This is a genomic window from Paenibacillus sp. sgz302191, assembly GCF_057749925.1.
Window position 1 is genome coordinate 77,505 of record NZ_JBYLHY010000006.1, and the last position, 18,309, is coordinate 95,813.

Here is an 18,309-nt window from a genome sequence, read left to right on the forward strand (position 1 = left end):
CCTGCCCCCCCTACTCCTTATTCTTTTTGGCCCAGTATGCTGCGAACTGCCTTTTTGGTCTCGGCTATAGCCAGCCGAAGCGGCGCAGTCTCACCCTGAAAAGGATGGACGGCCCCGAAGGTATGATCGCCATCCGGCACCTTTATCCATTGAACGCCGGGATTTCGCTCCACAAGCCGGGCGGAGCCGCCGATTCGTTTATCCCCGTCTTCAGTGCCCTGGATCAAAAAGATCGGAATCGCCGCGCCGCCAATTCGGCCAACCAGATCGTACCGTTCCTTTTCCCGCTCCATATCCTCCAAAATTTCCAGATCAAGCGGCATAAGCTGCTTCGTTCGGCCATTCATCGTATATGTACGGCCATTTGCCCGCATTTCCGCTATATTTTCCTCGGTCAACAAGTTGACGTCCGTAATGCCGTTCCAACTGATCACACCCGCAACAAAACTCGAATGATCCAATCCATAGATAAGACATTCCCCGCCTCCCCGGCTGTGCCCGAGCAAAATAATCGGACGCGCCGCACGCGCACCGGAGAATGTTTCGATTTCATGCCTGTCAAACAAGACGGTTTCCGCTCTGTTTTCGTTCATTGTCTGCAAAAATACGTCGGAACCGATCAAACGGACCATCGCATCAAGATCTTCAAGATTTTTTGAATACGTGGCTTTTGCGAATTTTTCAAGCTCTGTGAACTCAAGCAGATCGGCTCCGACTCCGTTATGGGAATAATTCATCGATACAACGTCCACTTGCTCCGCCAGCTCGGCTGCCGCAAACGGAAACATCCCCCAATCCTTGAAGCCTTTGTATCCGTGGCAGATCACAAGGGTCGCCTTGGCCGGCTGCACGGTTGCAGGATAAAAATCCGCGCGAATCGTCCGATTTTCTCCCATATTCAATTGAAAAGGCTGCTTTGCCGTCATTCTCATCTTCCTTTCGATAGGGTTCCAAAGAACGCCTTCAACGCTCCATGTTTTCGTATATTTTACCACAATCTGTTCAGGAGAGAATATGTCCGGGCGCAAAATGGATTTGCTTTTGAGTTCATATTTTCGGCGTATCCAGCAAAAACTTCATTGTAGAGTATGAGCAGTCACTTTTCCTCAAGAGGAGGCCCCTATCCATGCACCGAAAGGCATTATGCCGCCGGTTTTTCAGGCTAACAAGCGTTTTTGCGATGATTCAGCTGTTGTCGTGCCTGCATGTTTCGCTCCTTGCAGCCGAACCGGATGGAGCCGTCCAGGCCGCGGAACCGGCAAACGCCGGACAAATTCATCTAAGCGTTAAAGCTGCGCCGCAAGCGAGGTATGAAACAACTGCGGATTTTAAAGATAAAAAAATGATTCGTGAATTGGAAAAAGGGACAGCGGGGGCCGCCTATGAAGAAGCGCTGCCGCCCGATACCGTGCTAACTTATGTGCAAAAGGGGCAAACGAAAACGTTCGGTGTTACGCCTGAGGGAGAGGTCATTGAGCTTGCGGGTAAAATGAAGCTGGCCGTAAGCGGCCGCGTGCAAAAAGACTTGAAAAACCAGGTGCAGTCGCTAAGAGCCAAGCACTATGGCGAAATGCTCCCCTGGGAGGAGGCCAGCCGGGTGCTGCCCAAATACAGCAGCTTCACGATTACCGACGTGGAATCGGGTCTGAGCTTCCAGGGGCAGCGCCGCGCCGGAAGCAGCCATGCGGACGTGCAGCCGCTGACGAAGACCGACTCCGCGACGCTCAAACGCATCTACGGCGGCGCCTGGAGCTGGAACCGGAGGGCCGTTCTGGTGAAGCTGAACGGCCGCACGCTGGCCGCCTCCATGCACGGCATGCCGCACGGCGGCGACGGTATTCCCGGAAATGACTTCAAGGGTCATTTCTGCATCCATTTTCTCGGGAGCGTGACACACGGCTCCCGCTCCATTGATCCTGCGCACCAGGTCATGGTGCACAGAGCCGCCGGCTTGCTGACGGAGTACATCAGCAAGCTCTCGCCCTGGCAGCTGATCGACGTCTGGATCGCTGCCGCCAATCAAGGCGACCTGCAGCTGCTGCAGGCCGCCACAGGGCAAGAACAGGCGGTGCATGTGCGCAGCATGCACCGCCTGTCGAAATTCCCGGAGCTGGATACGTCCCAGCTCCTCGAACTTGAAACCGCGGTCGATGTTTCGGCTACGCCGGAACGCGCGACCGCGCCGAAAACGAGGCGAATTCTGTTCCGCCTCGAAAGAGCCTCCACCGATGCGCGATGGTACATCCGCATCGCCAAAATCACTTGACGGCCGCCACTCAGCTTGCGCGGCCGAACACGAACGCCGGAGCGCGCGGCAATAAGCGCGCTCCGGCGTTCGAAAAAAAACAAAAAACCCTTGCTCTGCAAAGGGTTTCAGCTATGGGCCCAGAGGGACTCGAACCCCCGACCAATCGGTTATGAGCCGACCGCTCTAACCAACTGAGCTATAGGCCCGTATGAAAGATTTGGTTGCGGGGGCAGGATTTGAACCTGCGGCCTTCGGGTTATGAGCCCGACGAGCTACCGGGCTGCTCCACCCCGCGTCGTTATTGCCGCTAATAGCGACAAAATTAAATATACACTAAATGCAAATGGAAAGTCAAGGATTTTTTTACCGTACAGAACTGCTTTACAAAGTGCTGTACCTGACGCCGAAACGCCCTTTTTTCGATTTGTATACCTCGACTTCCTGAGGGCATTCGTATCCGTAAATCCACCAGTCTTCTTCCATACGCTTGGCCAAACAGCCGGCCTGGAATTTGGAATCGTACAATTTTGCCCAATACACCCAACGCATGTACAATCACTCCGTCTGTTAAGTATCAATAATCCTATCATAACCAAAACGGGCCATCCTTATGAGCGTCTTGTAATTTCATGGATACAGGTGTTAGAAGCGGCAGGAAAGCGGTATAATAGGTATATGCTAGTTCTTAGGAGGGGTGTTCATGAACTGTGGAATCGCCGTTTTTCCGTCCAAAGAAGTGCAAGACGCTGCGAACAGCTACAGGAAGCGCTACGATCCTCACTATAATTTGATTCAGCCCCATCTTACCCTCCGCGACAAAGAGGTGTGGGATGAGCAAAAGCTTGCCGCCGCCGCGGCGCATCTTGAGGAGAAGACGAAAGCGGCAGCTCCCTTTGAGCTGCATTTCAACCGGTTCTCTTCTTTTTATCCCGTCAACCATGTCATTTATTTAGCGCTTGCCGATACGCAGCCGATGATCGACTTGCGGAATGCCATTTGTACGGAGCTGCTCGCCGAACCCGACAAACCTTATTTGTACAACCCTCATTTGACGATCGGGCAAATGCTTGGCGCCGACGAGCTGCACGATGTCCTGTCCAGTTTGAGACATACCCCCGTCGATTTGCGCTCCAAAGTGGATCGCATTCACCTCCTGTTTCAAACGGAGAACGAAGCCTGGACCGTTTATCAAACATTTTTGCTTCGCGGATGACTAGAAACTGTCGAGGGGCAACCCTTTCTTCAATTGTCAGATCAAAACAAGTCGGGCAGCGGGTTAAATCGATCCCTTTGCTCGACTTGTTTGCTTTAGCGCTGCCTCTTCAAGTTAAATTTGACCAAGTCAAACACTCTCTCCACTCCATCATCAACTCACACCCTTCCTCCTTTGCACACAGTCTCTCACGAGCCTGCCCGCTTAGAGATACTTAACAGCGACCAATATTTCCCAGCCCTCTATGATGGAACGGTATGGCTTAGCCCGAAAAATCTGAGAGAGTGAGAATGTTAAAAATTGCCCTCCACCAGAGCAGTACATCAACCTGAAAGCACGGGGAAAACCTGCAAAAGTGCAGTTTTTTGCTCGTTGGTGCGCTGATAGTGAAAAATTCCTGCAATTGTGCAGGAATTTCGCCGCGAACATGGGCTCGGAATCAAACTCGTCGAAAATTCCTGTACAATCGCAGGCTTTTCTCTAAAACGGGCCGGTTTCCCGGAAAAAGCCTGCACTTTTGCAGGTTTTCCAAGCGCAGCGAAGCCATTGGTGCCATTGATGTCAACCATGCGCCAGCGCCTAATTGTCGGCCCCGCTCCATCCAGCTCAAAAAAAGAAGAGACCGCCCCTCCGGCAGCCTAAAAGCCGCTTGAGGGACAGCCCCATTGTATGAGTACGTATTATTGCTTGAAAACAGTGAGCAAACGTTTGGCGGTGCGGTTCGTTTCTGTAGTGAATACTTCGTAAACTTTGACCGTCAGCGGGAAATCGAGCTGTCCGGAGTTGACGTTCAGGGCAATCGTGTTCATTCCGTTATACAATCGGCCCGAGCCTGCCAGTGGTTTTACCGCGCTTCCTACCGGATTGCCGACATTATCGTAAAGATCGAACTGAAGACTGGAGCTGCTTTCGTCTACGGTGACCTGTTTATTTTGTTCAATACCCAGATCAAGCTTTAGCTTGTAGTTGTAAATATTGGCAGAACCTTGGAAAAGAGCTGTTATCGACCAGTCTCTGATTTTCAAGTCATAAGGATACACCTTCAGCTCATTGTCTGAAGATTCTTTTTGAACAGGCACTTTAGCCGTTGCAAGCAGCGATTTGTAGACGGTATCCCCGTTCGTTTGCCCGCTGTACAGATTCATTCTAAGCCCCTCGCCTGTTTCGGAAGCCGGCAGCGCGAATGCGTAACTGACGACATAGGACGCTTTGGGAACAACAGTCTGTGCGGTATTTTTTTGTCTGCTGCCCGCATATGAGAAGCCGTCTTTGCTGACCAACTCCGCTTGAATTGCCGGAATCGGGATCGGGCGGTCGCTGTTGTTGGTCAGTTTGAATTTAGCCACAGCCGTGTTAAATCCGTCGTCTTCATTGCTTGTCACATGCAGTTCTTCCAGCGAAACATCGACATTGGAAGGAACATATTTGTTCGTAGAGTCCAGCTTCACGGGCGTTCCCAGCGTATAGTTAGGAGCCGGGATCAAGTTTTGCGCGGCAGCCCCGGTTGGAAGCAAGATGTTGATGCGGCCTACGCGGTACGATTCCTCTCCCGCAGCGGTCGTGTATTTCTCCGGCGTTACTACATTCAGGCTTGTAAATTCGGTATCCAGATCCGTCGGAATAACGACGTGGACATATTTTTTCTCTCCCGCTTCCAGAGAAACGGACGTTTCCGCTCTGTTGCCGGAATAAACGCTTTTCTCGGTTTTGCCGTCCAGCGCGAACACCGGAACGTTTTGACGCTCGGAAGTCGGGTTCGACGCTTCGATTTGAACGACGGCGGTAACCCCTTTGGCCGTTACCTCTTTATGGATATCGATCGGCCGGAAGACGACAGGAGAACGCAATGACGGCAAAGTGAACGTTTCTCCCCATTTCAGAACCGCCGTTTGATTCGTAATTTTGCTGTCGATTCCGTTCCAAACCATCGAAGTGTCGAGCGGTACGCTCAGCAGCGTCGTTTCTTTTTTCGGATACACTTCCATATCCACGTCCACCCAGCTGATATTGGTCAGTGCCGCGTCGTCGCTCCGTTCGACAACCGACATAAAACTAAGCTCCTGGTCGCTTTTGCCCGGGATCGACTTCGGGTTTTTCGCGCTCGGCTCCAGCGTATATTCCACGCCGTCAGCCATGCGGACACGCAGCTCAAAGTCCGGCACGCGGGTTACTTTGGCACCCGTATTTTTCAAGCGGATGACGGCGCCAAGCTTCGTTGTGTCGGACGTATGTTCATTCAGCAAGCTCTTGACCTCCACTTCGACGGAAGCGGCCAGCGGGTAGCTCGCGATCGCAGCCGTATAGGGCGCGCTTGCGGCACCGCCTTCTGCGGCCCATGCCGGATAAGATGCTGTCGAAAGAAGCGCAGCCGAAAGTACGAGTGTTGCCAATGTTTTTTTCATAGACTTATTCACGTTGGTTTCCTCCTGAGAGTATTAGTTAGCGACCTGCACTTTATCTTGATCCTTCAGTTGATGTTGGCCCGAGGTCACGAGAATTTCGTTTTCTTTGACACCGGACAAGATCTCCTGATTCGTTTCATTCAAGCGGCCAAGCTCCACTTTCCGCTTTTGCACGGTATCGCCGTTCAAAATATAAACGAAGTTGTCTCCGCCTTCCCGGACGATGCTCAGCGTCGGCACGACAGTCACGACTTGCTCGTCATCTTTGGTCAGCTCCACCTGGGCTTTGGCCCCGGGCTTCAACTTGCCGTCAGGGTTAGGAACTTCCAGTTCCAGATCGTAAGCTTTGGTTTGGCCGTTAATGACGTCGGACAAATACGCGATTTTGGCGCTCGCTTTCTCGGTTACGCCCGGTACATAATAGATAAGCTCCGTTTTGCCTCTTACCAGATTTGCCGAAGCTTCGGTCAGCTGGGATTTGATTTTAACCGGGTCTGTTTGCTGCACTTCTCCGCCCCGGTATCCGACCGTTACGCTCTGGCCTACGACCACGGTCAAATCCGTCAATACGCCGGATACCGGAGCCTTGACGTCCATATTTTCGATCGTTCTTTCCAAAGTTCTACTGTTGATTTCCGCTGAGTCCAGCTGCCTTTGGGCCGTTTCCAAAGCGTCCGTATCCTGCAGTGTCTTCAATTGTCTGCGCAAGCTTTCCAGGGCACGTTTAGCCTTGTCAAGCGCGCTTTCGGCAGCGTCCAACTGCGATTTGGTAGCTTGGCCCAGGTCGTATTCGTTACGTGTCTTGTTATAAGCCTTCTCGGCGTCGCTGACGCCCGTTTCGCTCGTCGCGATATTGTCTTTCATATCCGCGATGGCGTTGGAACTCGTTTTTTGTGCCGAGGAAACACCCTGCTGCGCTCCTTTGAGGGTTATGGCGTTCAAATCTTTTTGAAGCAGCGTGTCCGTCGGGTCAAGCCGGAACAGGATGTCGCCCTTTTCGACTTTGTCTCCGCGTTTCTTCAAAACTTCAATGACTTCGCCCGATCCTTTCGTCACGACATCCAACTGGACGGAGGAAACGATATCCCCGACTTGTTCGACCGGATCGCCGATTTTTTGCTTTGTAATTTTCGCTGTTTTTACCGTCTTTGTTTGCTGCTCCTGAGCGGTTTTATCGGCTGGGCCGGCAGCCGGAGCGGCTGAGCAGCCTGCGGCGATCGCCGCGCTAAGCGCGACGACCCCGAATAATTTGGTGCTTCGCTTCAAAGATAGGAACTGACGTTTCATGTTTAATTCTCCTTTTCCCCTGTTAGCTTAGTGCGCAGTCGAAGCTGCTTGCTCCGCTTTGGCGGAATCCGATTTCGCTTTTTTGCCGAACAAACGGCCCATTCTTCCTTTGAATCCGTATATGACCTCATACACGATGGGCACGATGACAAGCGTCAGCAGTGTCGAGGTTGTCAGACCGCCGATTACAACTACTGCCAAACCTTTCGAAATAATCGTTCCTTTCGATAAACCGAGTGCTAACGGCAGCAAAGCGATAATCGTCGCTCCCGCCGTCATAATAATGGGGCGCAGCCGCGTCATGCCGGCTTCAATAAGCGCATCGCGCATCGAGTAATCTTGCTCCCTGAGCTGCTGGACCCGGTCTACTAACACGATAGCGTTCGTAACAACGATACCGATCAGCATCAGGAAACCGATGAGCGAAGTAATGTTGACGGATTCTCCCGTAAGCAGCAGCCCCAGCAGTCCCCCGATTGCGGCCAAAGGCAGTGAGAACAAAATGGCGAACGGCGCGCTCGCGTTCCCGAAGGCAAGCACCATGACGAGATACACGATAAAGATCGAAGCTCCCATGGCTACAAACATTTCCATAAAGCTCTTGTTGATATCGTTCGAGACGCCTTTCACCTCACGGCTTACGCCGGATGGCAGCTCAATTTTGGCCAGTTCAGCGGACACTTTATTGCTGACTCCGCCTTTATCGGTGCTGTCAATTTTGGCGGAAACATTGAGCACTTGTTCCTGGCCTTCGCGGCTGATGCCGATAGGCGCATCGATTTGTTTGATTTTTGCCACTTCATTCAATTCAATGGTTTGGCCGGAAGCCGTCTTCAGCAGGAACTCTCCCATTTTGTCGACCGAATTTTTGTAAATCGGATTCAACATCACTTTCGTCTCGTACGTGACGTTGTTAAATTTCATATCTCCCAGTTTCTCTTCGGCAATCCAGCCGTTGACAACCTGCAAAATTTGCGCGGCGGACAGACCGTACAAGCGGGCCTTGTTTTGGTCCACTGTAATTTCCACCTCGGTTTTGGAATCGCTCAGGCTGTCTTTAACGTCGGTAAGCTCCGGAAACTCTTTCATTTTCTGTTTAATCGATTCTGCGGCTTGCTTGAGATACAGCTGATCTTCGCCTTTGAGCGAGTAGGAGAAATCGGAACTGCTCCCGCCCCCGCCCCCCATCGAGATCAGTTCCATATTGACCTCGGAGCCCGCAGGTAGAAGCTTCATTATTTCCTGCTTGTATTTTTTCACGCCTTCTTTGGCATTGATCGTAGCGTTGAACTCCGTAAACATCGTAGCGCGGTATGCGTATTTATCATTGCTCATGTTGTAGCCGACGAGCGCTTCGTTATATTTGAAAACGGGATTGCCCTTGTCATCCTTGGCCGCTTTGAGCATCGTCTCGATTTCTTTGGACTTCTCGTTCATCATATCCAGCGACGTCTCGCGCGGCAGTTTCAATTGAATGTACGCCTGCCGGTCGCTTTCGCTCTCAGGCATGAACGACATCGCCAAATGCGGAGTGATCAGGACCATGGAAAGCACGAAGATTAATCCGGCGATCAGCAGCGTTTTGATGCGGTTGTTCAGCGACCAAACCAGCGCATTTTTGTAACGCAGCGTTATGCCGCCGACCTTGCTCTCGTCGTGATGCGGAATCTTTTTGCTTTTGAGCACCATCAGCTTGGCGAGCATCGGGATCACGGTCAGCGCGACGAGCAGCGACGACATTAATGCGCAGACCAGCGTGATCGCAAACGGGCGGAACACTTCGCCCACAACACCGCTGACGAAAGCGATCGGGCCGAATACGCCGACGGTCGTGATGGTGGAGGAAGTAATCGCAGCGGACACTTGCTGGGTGGCCAGCCTGATGACCGACTCGTTGCGCTCGTGCGCCTTTTGCAGCTGGCTGTATATGTTTTCAATAACAACGATGCTGTCGTCCACGACCCGGCCAACGGCAATCGCCATGCCCCCCAGCGTCATAATGTTAAGGGAGATGCCGAGCGGGGCCATCAACAGCAAAGTGACGAGAATGGACAGCGGAATGGAGACAAGTACGATCAGCGTCATGCGAATATTACGCAAGAAGAGCAAAATCATAAGCGATGCCAGAACGGCACCCATGCCGCCTTCCTGCACCATGCCGTGAACGGATTCCTTAATGGATGTGGCGCCGTTCAAAACAACGTGGAATTTGACGCCGGGGATCGACTTCTCCCAGCCTTTCATCAGCTTATCCGCGCTGTCTGCAAACTCAACGGCATTTGCCGCTTTCGTTTTGTACAACAGAACGCCGATCGCCGGTTTATCGTCCAGGCGGGCGATAAATTTGGACTCGCTGATCGCCTCGACTTTGGCAAGCTGCTTCAGCAAAAGCGTGTCGCCCGATTTCGTCGTAATTTTCAGATTGTCCAGGTTGTAGATCGTATCCAGCTCGCCTTTGACGCGAACCATCTGCGTGTTTCCGTTAAAATCGACCGTGCCCGCAGGACTCGACACGAGCGATGCTTTCACCAAGGCGGATACATCCGACGGTGACATCCCGTAGTTGTTGATCGCCGCCGCATCCAGCTTGATCGTCAAGACGGCGTCCTGGTTGCCGACGGAATCGACGTGGTCGATGCCTTTCAGGCTGTTAAAACCGGGCAGGATCGTATCTTTGTAGGCTTTATCCAGCTCGGTTTGATTCATCCCGTTTTCGCCGTAGACGGCCATATAATAGACCGGTTCGGAAGCAAATCCGGCCGTCTGCACCTTCGGCTTTTCCGCGCTTTGCGGCAGCTTTACGTTGGAGATCAAGCTTTCGACATCCTGCTTGACTTTTTCCGGATCTTTGCTCTGTTCGAGCTCCAGCACGACTTGCGAATAATTGTCCTGGGAGCTGGAGGTCAGTGTTTTCAATCCATCGATGCCTGCGACCGCTTTTTCGATCGGTTTGGTAATTTCTTCGAGCACATCTTTAGGAGGCGCCGTGTATGTAGTACTTACAAAGACGACCGGGAATGTGATGTCCGGCATGCTTTCGACCTTGAGCGTTGTGGTAGCGTAAGTGCCTCCCACAAGCAATAGCAGCATAATAATAAATACCGCCGCTACATTTTTCATCGAAAAATCTGTTAATTTGATCATCCCTCACTACTCCTCCGTTACTTGCTTATGACGCAGCAGCTTAAATACACATGACTTCATCATAAACGGTAAATCTTAACAAAAAATAAAACAAGATTGAAATTTTTTGTGATTTTTTCGCGGCATTTGCCTCCTCTCCACCCGCATCCCTCTTTATCTACATGAAAACGCGAATATTTTCCAATTCACATGGCTTCATTATATATTCGTTTTTTGTTGAAAAAAAGGTGAATTAAGTCATATGTATGGTCATAAATTCGGTCATATGACGAACGCGGTCTCTATGACTTTATGTGACTGCTTCTTACGTCTTTCGAATCCGTTTCGGCAAAAAAGCGAAGCTCGTAAGCTTCGCTTTCATCTGTCAAACAGCATGTTTGTATTATTCCGATACGACAAACCAGTCGATATCCTGACTGCCGAGAAGCCTCCGCTGCCCGTCAATCTCGTCAAACAGACTCAGTTTGTACTTTTTCAAGAAAGTAGATTTAAAGATGAGATCCTTGTCGGTCATGCTGATTTCAAAGTTCGTGTGCTTGCCGAGCTTTAATTTCGTATTGGCCGTATCGGGCGTGTCCCCGTCAACCGGGTCGATTTCCTTCGCTTCGAACGATTTTTCAAAGCCTTTTCTGTCGCTGCCATCCTCGAATACGAGGACAAGCTTATGTCCCTCCATATTCGTCTCCATCAATAAATCCTTTGTTATTTCGTAATTGAAAGTCATTTTAAACGTGCTCTCGTTGATTTGCGTGCCGATATGGTCCAAAGTAATCGTATACGGATATAAGCTCATGCCCTTAAGCGTCGTTTTCGCATCCTTCAGCTCGTCCGGAAGCCAGAATGATACCGGATTGACGTAGGAGTCAGGCTTTTTGTCCCCTTCCGTCAATTGGCCTTCCGTGATCGAATCCCCGATGACCAGGTTCATGTTGGCGATCGGGAAGCCTTTGGGAATTTGTGCGGATACATTGATCAGCGCTTTTCCGTTCGGGCTTATTTTATTTTTGATCTCCGAAACTTTCGCCGGGAAAACGGTGCCGTCCTGCGCTTTAAAATGAGCGACAAGCTTGGAAACGTTCGTGTATCGCTTCTCGGCGTTCGAAGCCTCCAATTGAGCCGTATACAGAAAGCCCGTATTGCCGCTGTAAGTTTGAATGCTGCGGATTTTATAGTTGGTTTTGCGGCCCGCGGCGCTAACCGCATAAGATTCTCCCAAGCCAATGTGCGGAATAGCCTGAAGTTCCGCCTGCGTCGAAAATTCCAGCACATCCGTCAAATCGCCGCTGCTGCCGCTGTCCGTGTTCGTCGTAGTGGTCGATGAAGTCGTTGTCGTACCGCTGTCTTTCTCCTGCAGCACCAGCTTGATTTTCGAAAACTCGTACGTATAAGGCACTTTGCCGGCAATCTGGAGATTGACCTTCGCGCCTGCGCCGAGCCCGATTACTTTGGCTGTCTGGACAAGCTTGGCCTCTACTTTGACTGCATCGTCCAGCTTGAAGTAGCCGGATAAATTCGGGATCGGCAATGATTCGTCGCCCTTATTGCTCAGCGTCAAATCCGCCGTCAAAATATCCTGGTCTTCCCAGGGGAGCCGGTACAGTCCGTTCAATTGCGCCGCATAAACGCCGGATTTGCTCGTGAACGAATACTCTTTGCCGACCGAGCCGCCGTCCTGCTTCGACACAGCCGGAAGCTGGAATGCCGCTACGGAAACGTTCAGCTTCAAATCGGCATTCGTTTCCGCGATGGCAAGCTGCCAGCCGTCCGTGGATACGGCGATCGGGATGGACCCGGACAGCTGCACTTCTTTAATCTCCTTGGGGTTGATTTTAAGATCTTTGACGCCCTTGGCCTCAAGCGGGTAAAGAAGCCCGTCCGCGGTACGGATCGAAAATAAGTAGGCGGGAAGCGTAACCGAGTGACTCCCTACATTTTCCAAATTGAGATATACCGTCGGAACGTAATATTTCTCGTTTTTATTGCTGACGAATTTCTTGATCGAGCCCTTCACATCGTTGCCGCCCACGGAAATGACCGCAGACCCGTCGGCGGGAGTCACGTCGGTATAATGATCCGGAACGGCAACTTCGCCCAGCACTCTTTCAAAATTCGGCTGGCTGAAATCCCATTTGATGAACTGCACGATCAAATCCTGCAGCTTGGTAGTGGCGTTCACATTCGCATAAAACGTAAGGTCGACCGTAGATCCGGCAGCGACGCGGTTTTTGTCCTTGTCGGCGGGAAGCAGCCGGGCCGAGAACTGGTTGCCGGATTTGCTTTTCAAGCGTACCCAATAATCGATAAACTGCAGCTCGCTGCTGCCGTCATTATGAATCGTCACCGTAAAGGTAGCCAATTTACCGCTTTGATCCGGAAGTACATGAATTTGTTTTAATTCGAAGTAGCTGCTTCCGGTAATCGCTACCGTTCCGATCGCTGAAACGGCCGGCGCGGGCTCGCTGTCGGCCCACGCCGGATTCACCGGTCCAAGAACAAGTGTTGCGGAAAGTGCTATTGCTGCGAATCGGGTGTAGCGTAATCTGCTGCTCATCGTCCTGTTATCCTCCCTGCGTTTTGCGCCCGCAAAACATTCTTCGTTAGCTTTAGCTCAAGCATCGATTTTTTGCGCCGATGTTAACCGATAGGTACGGCTTGGGCCCCCGACGCACCCGGCGTGATTGGAGCGTTCGGGTTGTCTTTCATTTTTTGCAGCATCGCATCCCCTTGCGTCTGCCATTCTTTGAGCGCCTCGCGCGCGGTCGTCTTGCCTTGCAGCACGTTCATGAATTGCTGGCGGCCGATATCCCGCACCATGTAAATGTTCGGTTTTTCCTGGTAAATTTTCGACGTATTTTCCATAGGAGCCGGAGTCACTTTATAGAATGCTTCCATATGAAAGTCTTCTCCGTCCTTCGGTTTCAAATATTTGCTCCGGGATACAAGCTGATACGAGCTGTGCGATTTCAGCTTCGCCCAATCGTCGCCGTTAATAAACTGGATGAATTTCCAGGCATCTTCCGGATTTTGCGCTTTGGCGTTGATCCCCATAATGCCGTTCATATAGATGGAACCCCCTACGCCTTTCGCCTCAGGGTGCGAAGGAACCGTCACCACATCCCAATCGACCGGAGTGAAGTTTTTGTAACTTGCCGCATTTTTCTTCGCATTGACCAACTGCTGAACTTGACCGTAGTTAATAATGCCCATGGCAAGCCGTCCCGACATGAAGTCGTCGTAAGAGAACGGATTTTCCTGGTCGAACTGGCGGTTCATCGGTTTTTGCGGATCAAAAATTTCCGGGAATACGTTGTCCTTTTGCAGCTGCGCCATCTTCGTCCATACTTTTTCCCATTGATCCGTATCTACGGTCATTTTTTCGCCCTTGTCGTCAAACATTTTCAACTGCAGCGGAGCTGTGTAAACATCGAGGCCGTAAAACAGGTCCATCTGCGATTGGGTATAGAATGAGAAGCCATCAATCCGTTTATCTCCGTCTACTTTGTGTACCCGCTTCGCCGTATCGAACACTTCATCCCAAGTCATGTCGTCCTTCGGAAAATCGACGCCCGCGTCCCCGAAAATTTTCTTGTTATAAATGAGAGCGGAGGAGCTGAAATTCGGAGACAAGGCGTACAGCTTGCCGCCGCCCGCGCTTTTAATGCCCTCGATAACAGCGGGAACAATGCCCGTCGTATCGAATTTGTCCTTCGTGATCAGCGGATCGAGCTGCGTCAGCAGGTTGCTTTCGATCACTTCGGGAAGCTGTTCGTACCCGAGCATGACCAGATCAGGCGGATTGTCTCCCTGCATGACCTCCTTCAGCTTTTCCAGCGGGTCCGGCATTTTCTCGCCTGCCTCCGGGCCTCTCATGCGGTATTTCTCGTCCATCGTCGGGATAATTTCGATTTTGATATTCGGGTTCGCAAACTCGAAAATTTCCGTAAACTGCTGGCGGAAATATTCTTCGTCGTATCCGTAGCTGGTTGCGATTTTCAGCACCCGCTCTGTTTTCGTATCGCCTGTATTTCCTTTGCTGCACGCTACCGCGAGCGGAGCAACCATAGCAAGAGTTAACGTAAGGGACAGCATCTTGCGATTAATGCTTTTCATTTGTATTTACCTCCAACAATTGTTTGTGTTCGGCGTCGTTCCCGGCGCCTTCGGAATTGCTTTGCTTAGCAGATTGCTCTGCGCCTGCCTCTTCCGTCAAGCTTCTCGGAGCTTTGATCATAATTTTCTCACCGTCAAACTCCATAGTCGCCTTGCCGGCGATTTGCAGCGCCTCCAGGTACTGTTTGGGCACCTGCAGCCGACCGACCCGGTCGAGCACGACATACTCCTCGTGCGCTTGCCGGTTAAGCGCGGAATGGCCGGGAGCCGCACCTTCCCACGAGGCAATAAGCGGATTGCGGGCAATGAACTCCGTGCTGGTCATCCCGTCCCGGATCGCGACGACTCTTCCGACTTTGCCGGCTACGGACATGTCGTGAGTGACGATGACAATTGTAACTCCCAGCTCTTCATTCATCTTTTGAAAAATCGACAGAATCATATCCGCCGTCTTCGTATCGACCGAGCCTGTCGGTTCATCCGCAAGCAGCAGCTTCGGCTTGTTGGCCAGCGATATCGCGATCGCTACGCGCTGCTGCTCGCCGCCTGAAAGCTGCTGCAGCTTGTTGTCCATCCGGTGCCCGAGGCCGACCCATTCCAGCAGCTGCTTCGCATAAGCGCGATCGTACTTGCCGCTGAGCATCATCGGCATTTCGACATTTTCCAGCGCCGTCAGGTACGAAATCAGGTTTCGGGCATTGTTTTGCCAAATGAAGCCGACCGTGTTGCGCTTGTATTCGACGAGCTGTTTGTCGGTTATTTTCAGCAAATCCCAATCGCCGACTTTCACCTGGCCTGCGGAAGGGCGGTCCAGCCCGCCCAAGATGTTCAGCAGCGTGGATTTCCCGCTTCCGCTGTTGCCGATAATCGCCATCAACTCGCCGGTATCGATTTGGATATTAAGCCCCTGCAGAGCGACCACTTCGATATCGTCGGTTTTGTAAATTTTGACCAAGCCTTCGCATGTGATCATCTGCTATTTCTCCTCTCCGAGCTTCACGGCTTGATGGACGCGCAATCTGCGAATGTTCATGAAAAGCAGCGCTCCGCCGGTAAGCATCATAAAGGCTACGACAAAGTAAAGCTGGTAGGTGTCCTTGGAATCGAAAACGACCCGAAACGGAGGCACCTGCGTTTTGATATTTTCCGTTGTTTGCAAAAACGGCAGGAAGAAGTAGCTCGTCAGCTTGCCGATTCCGATGCCCAGGGCAATCGACAGCCCGGCCGTAAAGCCCTGCTCCAGCAGCAGCATGCCTGTCAGCTGCTTGCGCGATAGGCCCATAGCCCGCAAAACGCCGAACTGCACGACCCTGCTTGAGAGGTTGAAAAACCAGTATAAAATGTAACCGATCAGCGAAACCGTCACGGAAACGAGAAAGCCCAGACTCAGAATGCCGAACACACCGCCGCGGGCGGGATGTTTTTTTTGCGTGATCAGCTCGTTGCGGACGTCTTTGACGGAGGCGATCTCGATTTTTTTAGCCTGCAGCGCGTTCACAATCGGCGTCACTTTCGCATCCGGCTTCATCTTCAACCACACTTCATAAGGAACGATCGGCGCCTGATCATATAAATAGTCGAGATTCACAATAAAGAACGGCGTCTGATCCGGATATTGGCTCGGCCAGTAAGGCACGATGCCGACAACGACGAATTCGACCGGCTGCTGCTGAATCGAGATCGTAATCAGATCGCCTTCCTTCAGCGCGTATTTGCTCGCGTAGTTGGAAGGGATAATGACCGCTTGCTCATAGGTGCCCAGCAGGTTCAAGTATGTGTTCGGATGCGCCGGGAACAAATCGGAGCGGAACCAGGCGACCTTGGCAAAATCGGTATTGTCGATGCCCATGACCATTCCCTGCCCGGTGGATTTGCCGGATACGACGACATTTGCTTTCGTTTGCAGCACCCGTGCGGCCGACTCTACCCCTTCCAGATCGCGGAAAATTTGAAAGGGCGGTTCGACGTAGCGAATTTTGGAAGGCGTCTGCTCGCCGGGATTACCCGGCTGACCTCCGCCGGAACCGCCGCCCTGGCCTCCTTGCCCGCCCTTATTGCCTTGGCCCTGGCCTGAATCGGAACCGCCGCCCGAGCCTTTGCCGCCGTTTTTATCGGCGTTCGGGTCCTTCGGGACATCGTCGGAGAAGCCTTCCCACACGGTTTGCAGCACGACGTCCGTGCCGTATTGGTACTGCGTCCGCTCCGTCGAGTTCAGATCGATCGTTCTGGCGGCCGAGGAGTTGTAGACGCCGAGGCCGAGCGTGAGAACGAGAAGCAGCATGAGCGGATAGTAAGCTTTGGCGGATCGGGACAACTGCGCGAGCGTCAAATAAAGCGGCACGGGCAGAAACCTTCTGCCAAGCCAGCCGAACAGACGCAGCAGCCACGGGAAAATCCGCAGGAAGAACAAGCCGAGCGAAAAGATCGAGAGCGCCGGCACGAAAAACAGCAGCGGATGCACCTGCAGCTGATCCGTCGTCAGCCCCGTCTGCGCTGTAAGCAGCTGCCGCTGATCGAACAAATAAAATCCGTAGCCGACAACACCCAGAAGCACAATATCGAGGAACCACCGCTGCCATAACGGCGCCCGGTCGGACCTTGCAAGCTGCTGTTTGTAATTCACGATGGAAGCGCGGGCAAACATGATCGCCGGAATGACGCTGGCCATAATCGCGATGACGACGGCAAGGCCGCCGTACAGCATCGCTTCAGCGGTGAATCCGACCGGAATCGATTTGCGGTCGACGAACGTCAGGAAGCCGCTGGACGATCCGATGCTTTTGGCCATAAACCAGCCGATCAGCGGTCCGACGATCAGGGCGATCACACCAAGCGCCAACCCTTCCAGCAAGTAGATGCCGATAATTTGCCTTGTCGATCCTCCCCGGCTGCGAAGCACCGCAATGACGCTGCGCTGCCGGTCGAGCGATTGTCTGGCGTTCATAACGATATAATAGAAAACCATCGCGATCATCGGGGCCGCCAGCGTAAACAGTAAAATTTGCATCTGCACGCTCTGCGCTTTAAATTCGGCCAAAATCGGCTGAAAAGACACGTCCACCTTCGTATTTTTCAGCTTTTGGTACAAATTGATATCGAGCCGTTCGAGCCGGTTGCCGAGCGGGGCCAGTTGGCTCGTTTGAATGTTGCTCAAATCGAACGCATAGTACCAGTTGGCCAGCTGCAGCGGAATTTTCTTTTCCGCAAGCAGCGTTTTTGCGAAATAGTCCTCGCTGACGATTAAGGAATTGACCATCCCTTCCAGCCCTTGAAACCAGTAAGGGTCGTTCTCGTTTTTCGGCTTGAAGGAACCGACGATCTTCACCTTGAGCAGCGTGCTTCCGCCGGCCCCGGATGCGGAGTAATTGAATATATCTCCGACGTGCAGATCGTTGCGGTACATCGCTTCATCGAGCACGACGGCTTCCACAACCCCGCCTTCCGCCTTGTCCGCAGCCATCTGTCCGACCGCCCATTCGACATGGTCGTTCAGTCCGCCCAGCGTAGCGATCGACATTTGCCGGCGCTTGCTCGGGTCTACCTTCGACGGATCGGCGGGGGTCAAGGCCGAGCCTTTAATCGAATAGCTTCTTGCAAAAGCGTCGACCGGGAAGCCGATATCTTTCGGAATTTGATCCTGTATGTATGCATTGACGTCTTTCAGCTCATCGATCCCTGCACGGTCGGAGCCGACCGCCTGATAACGCATTAATAGCGAGCCTGCGGGAAGACCGCTGCTTTTCTCCTGCAGCGACTTGGCGACGACGCGTTTCAGCGAGCCGTCCGCATACATCGGAATGCTCGTCGTGAAAGCGACCGCCATCACGAGGCCGAGCCAGGTGCTGAGCGTCAGCCAGCGGGTATTCCACATTTTACGGAACAAAAATCGCAGCATCGGCATCACA

General features: G+C 52.3%; 12 protein-coding genes and 2 tRNA genes. 2 read left to right on the top strand and 12 right to left on the bottom strand.

All coding sequences use genetic code 11. The features are described from left to right. Positions 1 to 17 precede the first annotated feature (17 nt). The gene (locus tag AC3G2T_RS10655; RefSeq protein WP_488435425.1) at positions 18 to 926 is read right to left on the bottom strand and encodes an alpha/beta hydrolase family protein; all 909 of its coding nucleotides are present in this window, start codon (positions 924 to 926) and stop codon (positions 18 to 20) included. A 200-nt stretch (positions 927 to 1,126) separates the two neighbouring features. On the opposite strand from AC3G2T_RS10655, the gene AC3G2T_RS10660 reads away from it, so the two are divergent. Then, the gene (locus AC3G2T_RS10660; RefSeq protein ID WP_474684882.1) at positions 1,127 to 2,266 is read left to right on the top strand and encodes a hypothetical protein; all 1,140 of its coding nucleotides are present in this window, start codon (positions 1,127 to 1,129) and stop codon (positions 2,264 to 2,266) included. A gap of 114 nt (positions 2,267 to 2,380) precedes the next feature. Here AC3G2T_RS10660 and AC3G2T_RS10665 read toward each other — a convergent pair. From AC3G2T_RS10665 to AC3G2T_RS10675, 3 genes are all read right to left on the bottom strand, one after another. Beyond that, positions 2,381 to 2,454 (bottom strand) — tRNA-Ile (locus tag AC3G2T_RS10665). A 12-nt stretch (positions 2,455 to 2,466) separates the two neighbouring features. After that, positions 2,467 to 2,543, bottom strand: a tRNA-Met gene (locus AC3G2T_RS10670). Positions 2,544 to 2,629: 86 nt separating this feature from the next. Further along, the gene (locus AC3G2T_RS10675) at positions 2,630 to 2,797 is read right to left on the bottom strand and encodes a hypothetical protein (protein ID WP_474684881.1); all 168 of its coding nucleotides are present in this window, start codon (positions 2,795 to 2,797) and stop codon (positions 2,630 to 2,632) included. Positions 2,798 to 2,948: 151 nt separating this feature from the next. On the opposite strand from AC3G2T_RS10675, the gene AC3G2T_RS10680 reads away from it, so the two are divergent. Then, positions 2,949 to 3,461, top strand: a complete 513-nt coding sequence (locus tag AC3G2T_RS10680) for a 2'-5' RNA ligase family protein (RefSeq protein ID WP_474684880.1) — start codon at positions 2,949 to 2,951, stop codon at positions 3,459 to 3,461. Between the two features lie 323 nt (positions 3,462 to 3,784). On the opposite strand, the gene AC3G2T_RS10685 is transcribed toward AC3G2T_RS10680, so the two are convergent. The 8 genes from AC3G2T_RS10685 to AC3G2T_RS10720 all read right to left on the bottom strand — a co-directional run bounded on the left by AC3G2T_RS10685 (position 3,785) and on the right by AC3G2T_RS10720 (position 18,305). After that, positions 3,785 to 4,030, bottom strand: a complete 246-nt coding sequence (locus AC3G2T_RS10685; RefSeq protein WP_488435426.1) for a hypothetical protein — start codon at positions 4,028 to 4,030, stop codon at positions 3,785 to 3,787. A 111-nt stretch (positions 4,031 to 4,141) separates the two neighbouring features. After that, positions 4,142 to 5,875 carry a hypothetical protein gene (locus AC3G2T_RS10690; RefSeq protein ID WP_488435427.1) on the bottom strand — a complete coding sequence of 578 codons (1,734 nt, stop codon included), beginning with the start codon at positions 5,873 to 5,875 and terminating at the stop codon, positions 4,142 to 4,144. Between the two features lie 21 nt (positions 5,876 to 5,896). Further along, the gene (locus AC3G2T_RS10695; RefSeq protein WP_488435428.1) at positions 5,897 to 7,150 is read right to left on the bottom strand and encodes an efflux RND transporter periplasmic adaptor subunit; all 1,254 of its coding nucleotides are present in this window, start codon (positions 7,148 to 7,150) and stop codon (positions 5,897 to 5,899) included. 27 nt (positions 7,151 to 7,177) lie between these two features. Then, complete coding sequence (locus AC3G2T_RS10700; protein WP_488435429.1) at positions 7,178 to 10,294, bottom strand: efflux RND transporter permease subunit; 3,117 nt, start codon at positions 10,292 to 10,294, stop codon at positions 7,178 to 7,180. A 382-nt stretch (positions 10,295 to 10,676) separates the two neighbouring features. Then, a complete protein-coding gene (locus tag AC3G2T_RS10705) occupies positions 10,677 to 12,845 on the bottom strand; it encodes a hypothetical protein (protein WP_488435430.1) in 2,169 nt (722 codons plus the stop codon). An 83-nt stretch (positions 12,846 to 12,928) separates the two neighbouring features. Next, the gene (locus AC3G2T_RS10710) at positions 12,929 to 14,404 is read right to left on the bottom strand and encodes an ABC transporter substrate-binding protein (RefSeq protein ID WP_474684874.1); all 1,476 of its coding nucleotides are present in this window, start codon (positions 14,402 to 14,404) and stop codon (positions 12,929 to 12,931) included. After that, positions 14,391 to 15,377 carry an ABC transporter ATP-binding protein gene (locus AC3G2T_RS10715; protein ID WP_488435431.1) on the bottom strand — a complete coding sequence of 329 codons (987 nt, stop codon included), beginning with the start codon at positions 15,375 to 15,377 and terminating at the stop codon, positions 14,391 to 14,393. The genes AC3G2T_RS10710 and AC3G2T_RS10715 overlap by 14 nt, the downstream gene beginning before the upstream one ends. 3 nt (positions 15,378 to 15,380) lie before the next feature. Continuing rightward, on the bottom strand, positions 15,381 to 18,305 hold the full coding sequence (locus AC3G2T_RS10720; RefSeq protein WP_488435557.1) for an ABC transporter permease: 2,925 nt from the start codon (positions 18,303 to 18,305) through the stop codon (positions 15,381 to 15,383). Positions 18,306 to 18,309 lie beyond the last annotated feature (4 nt).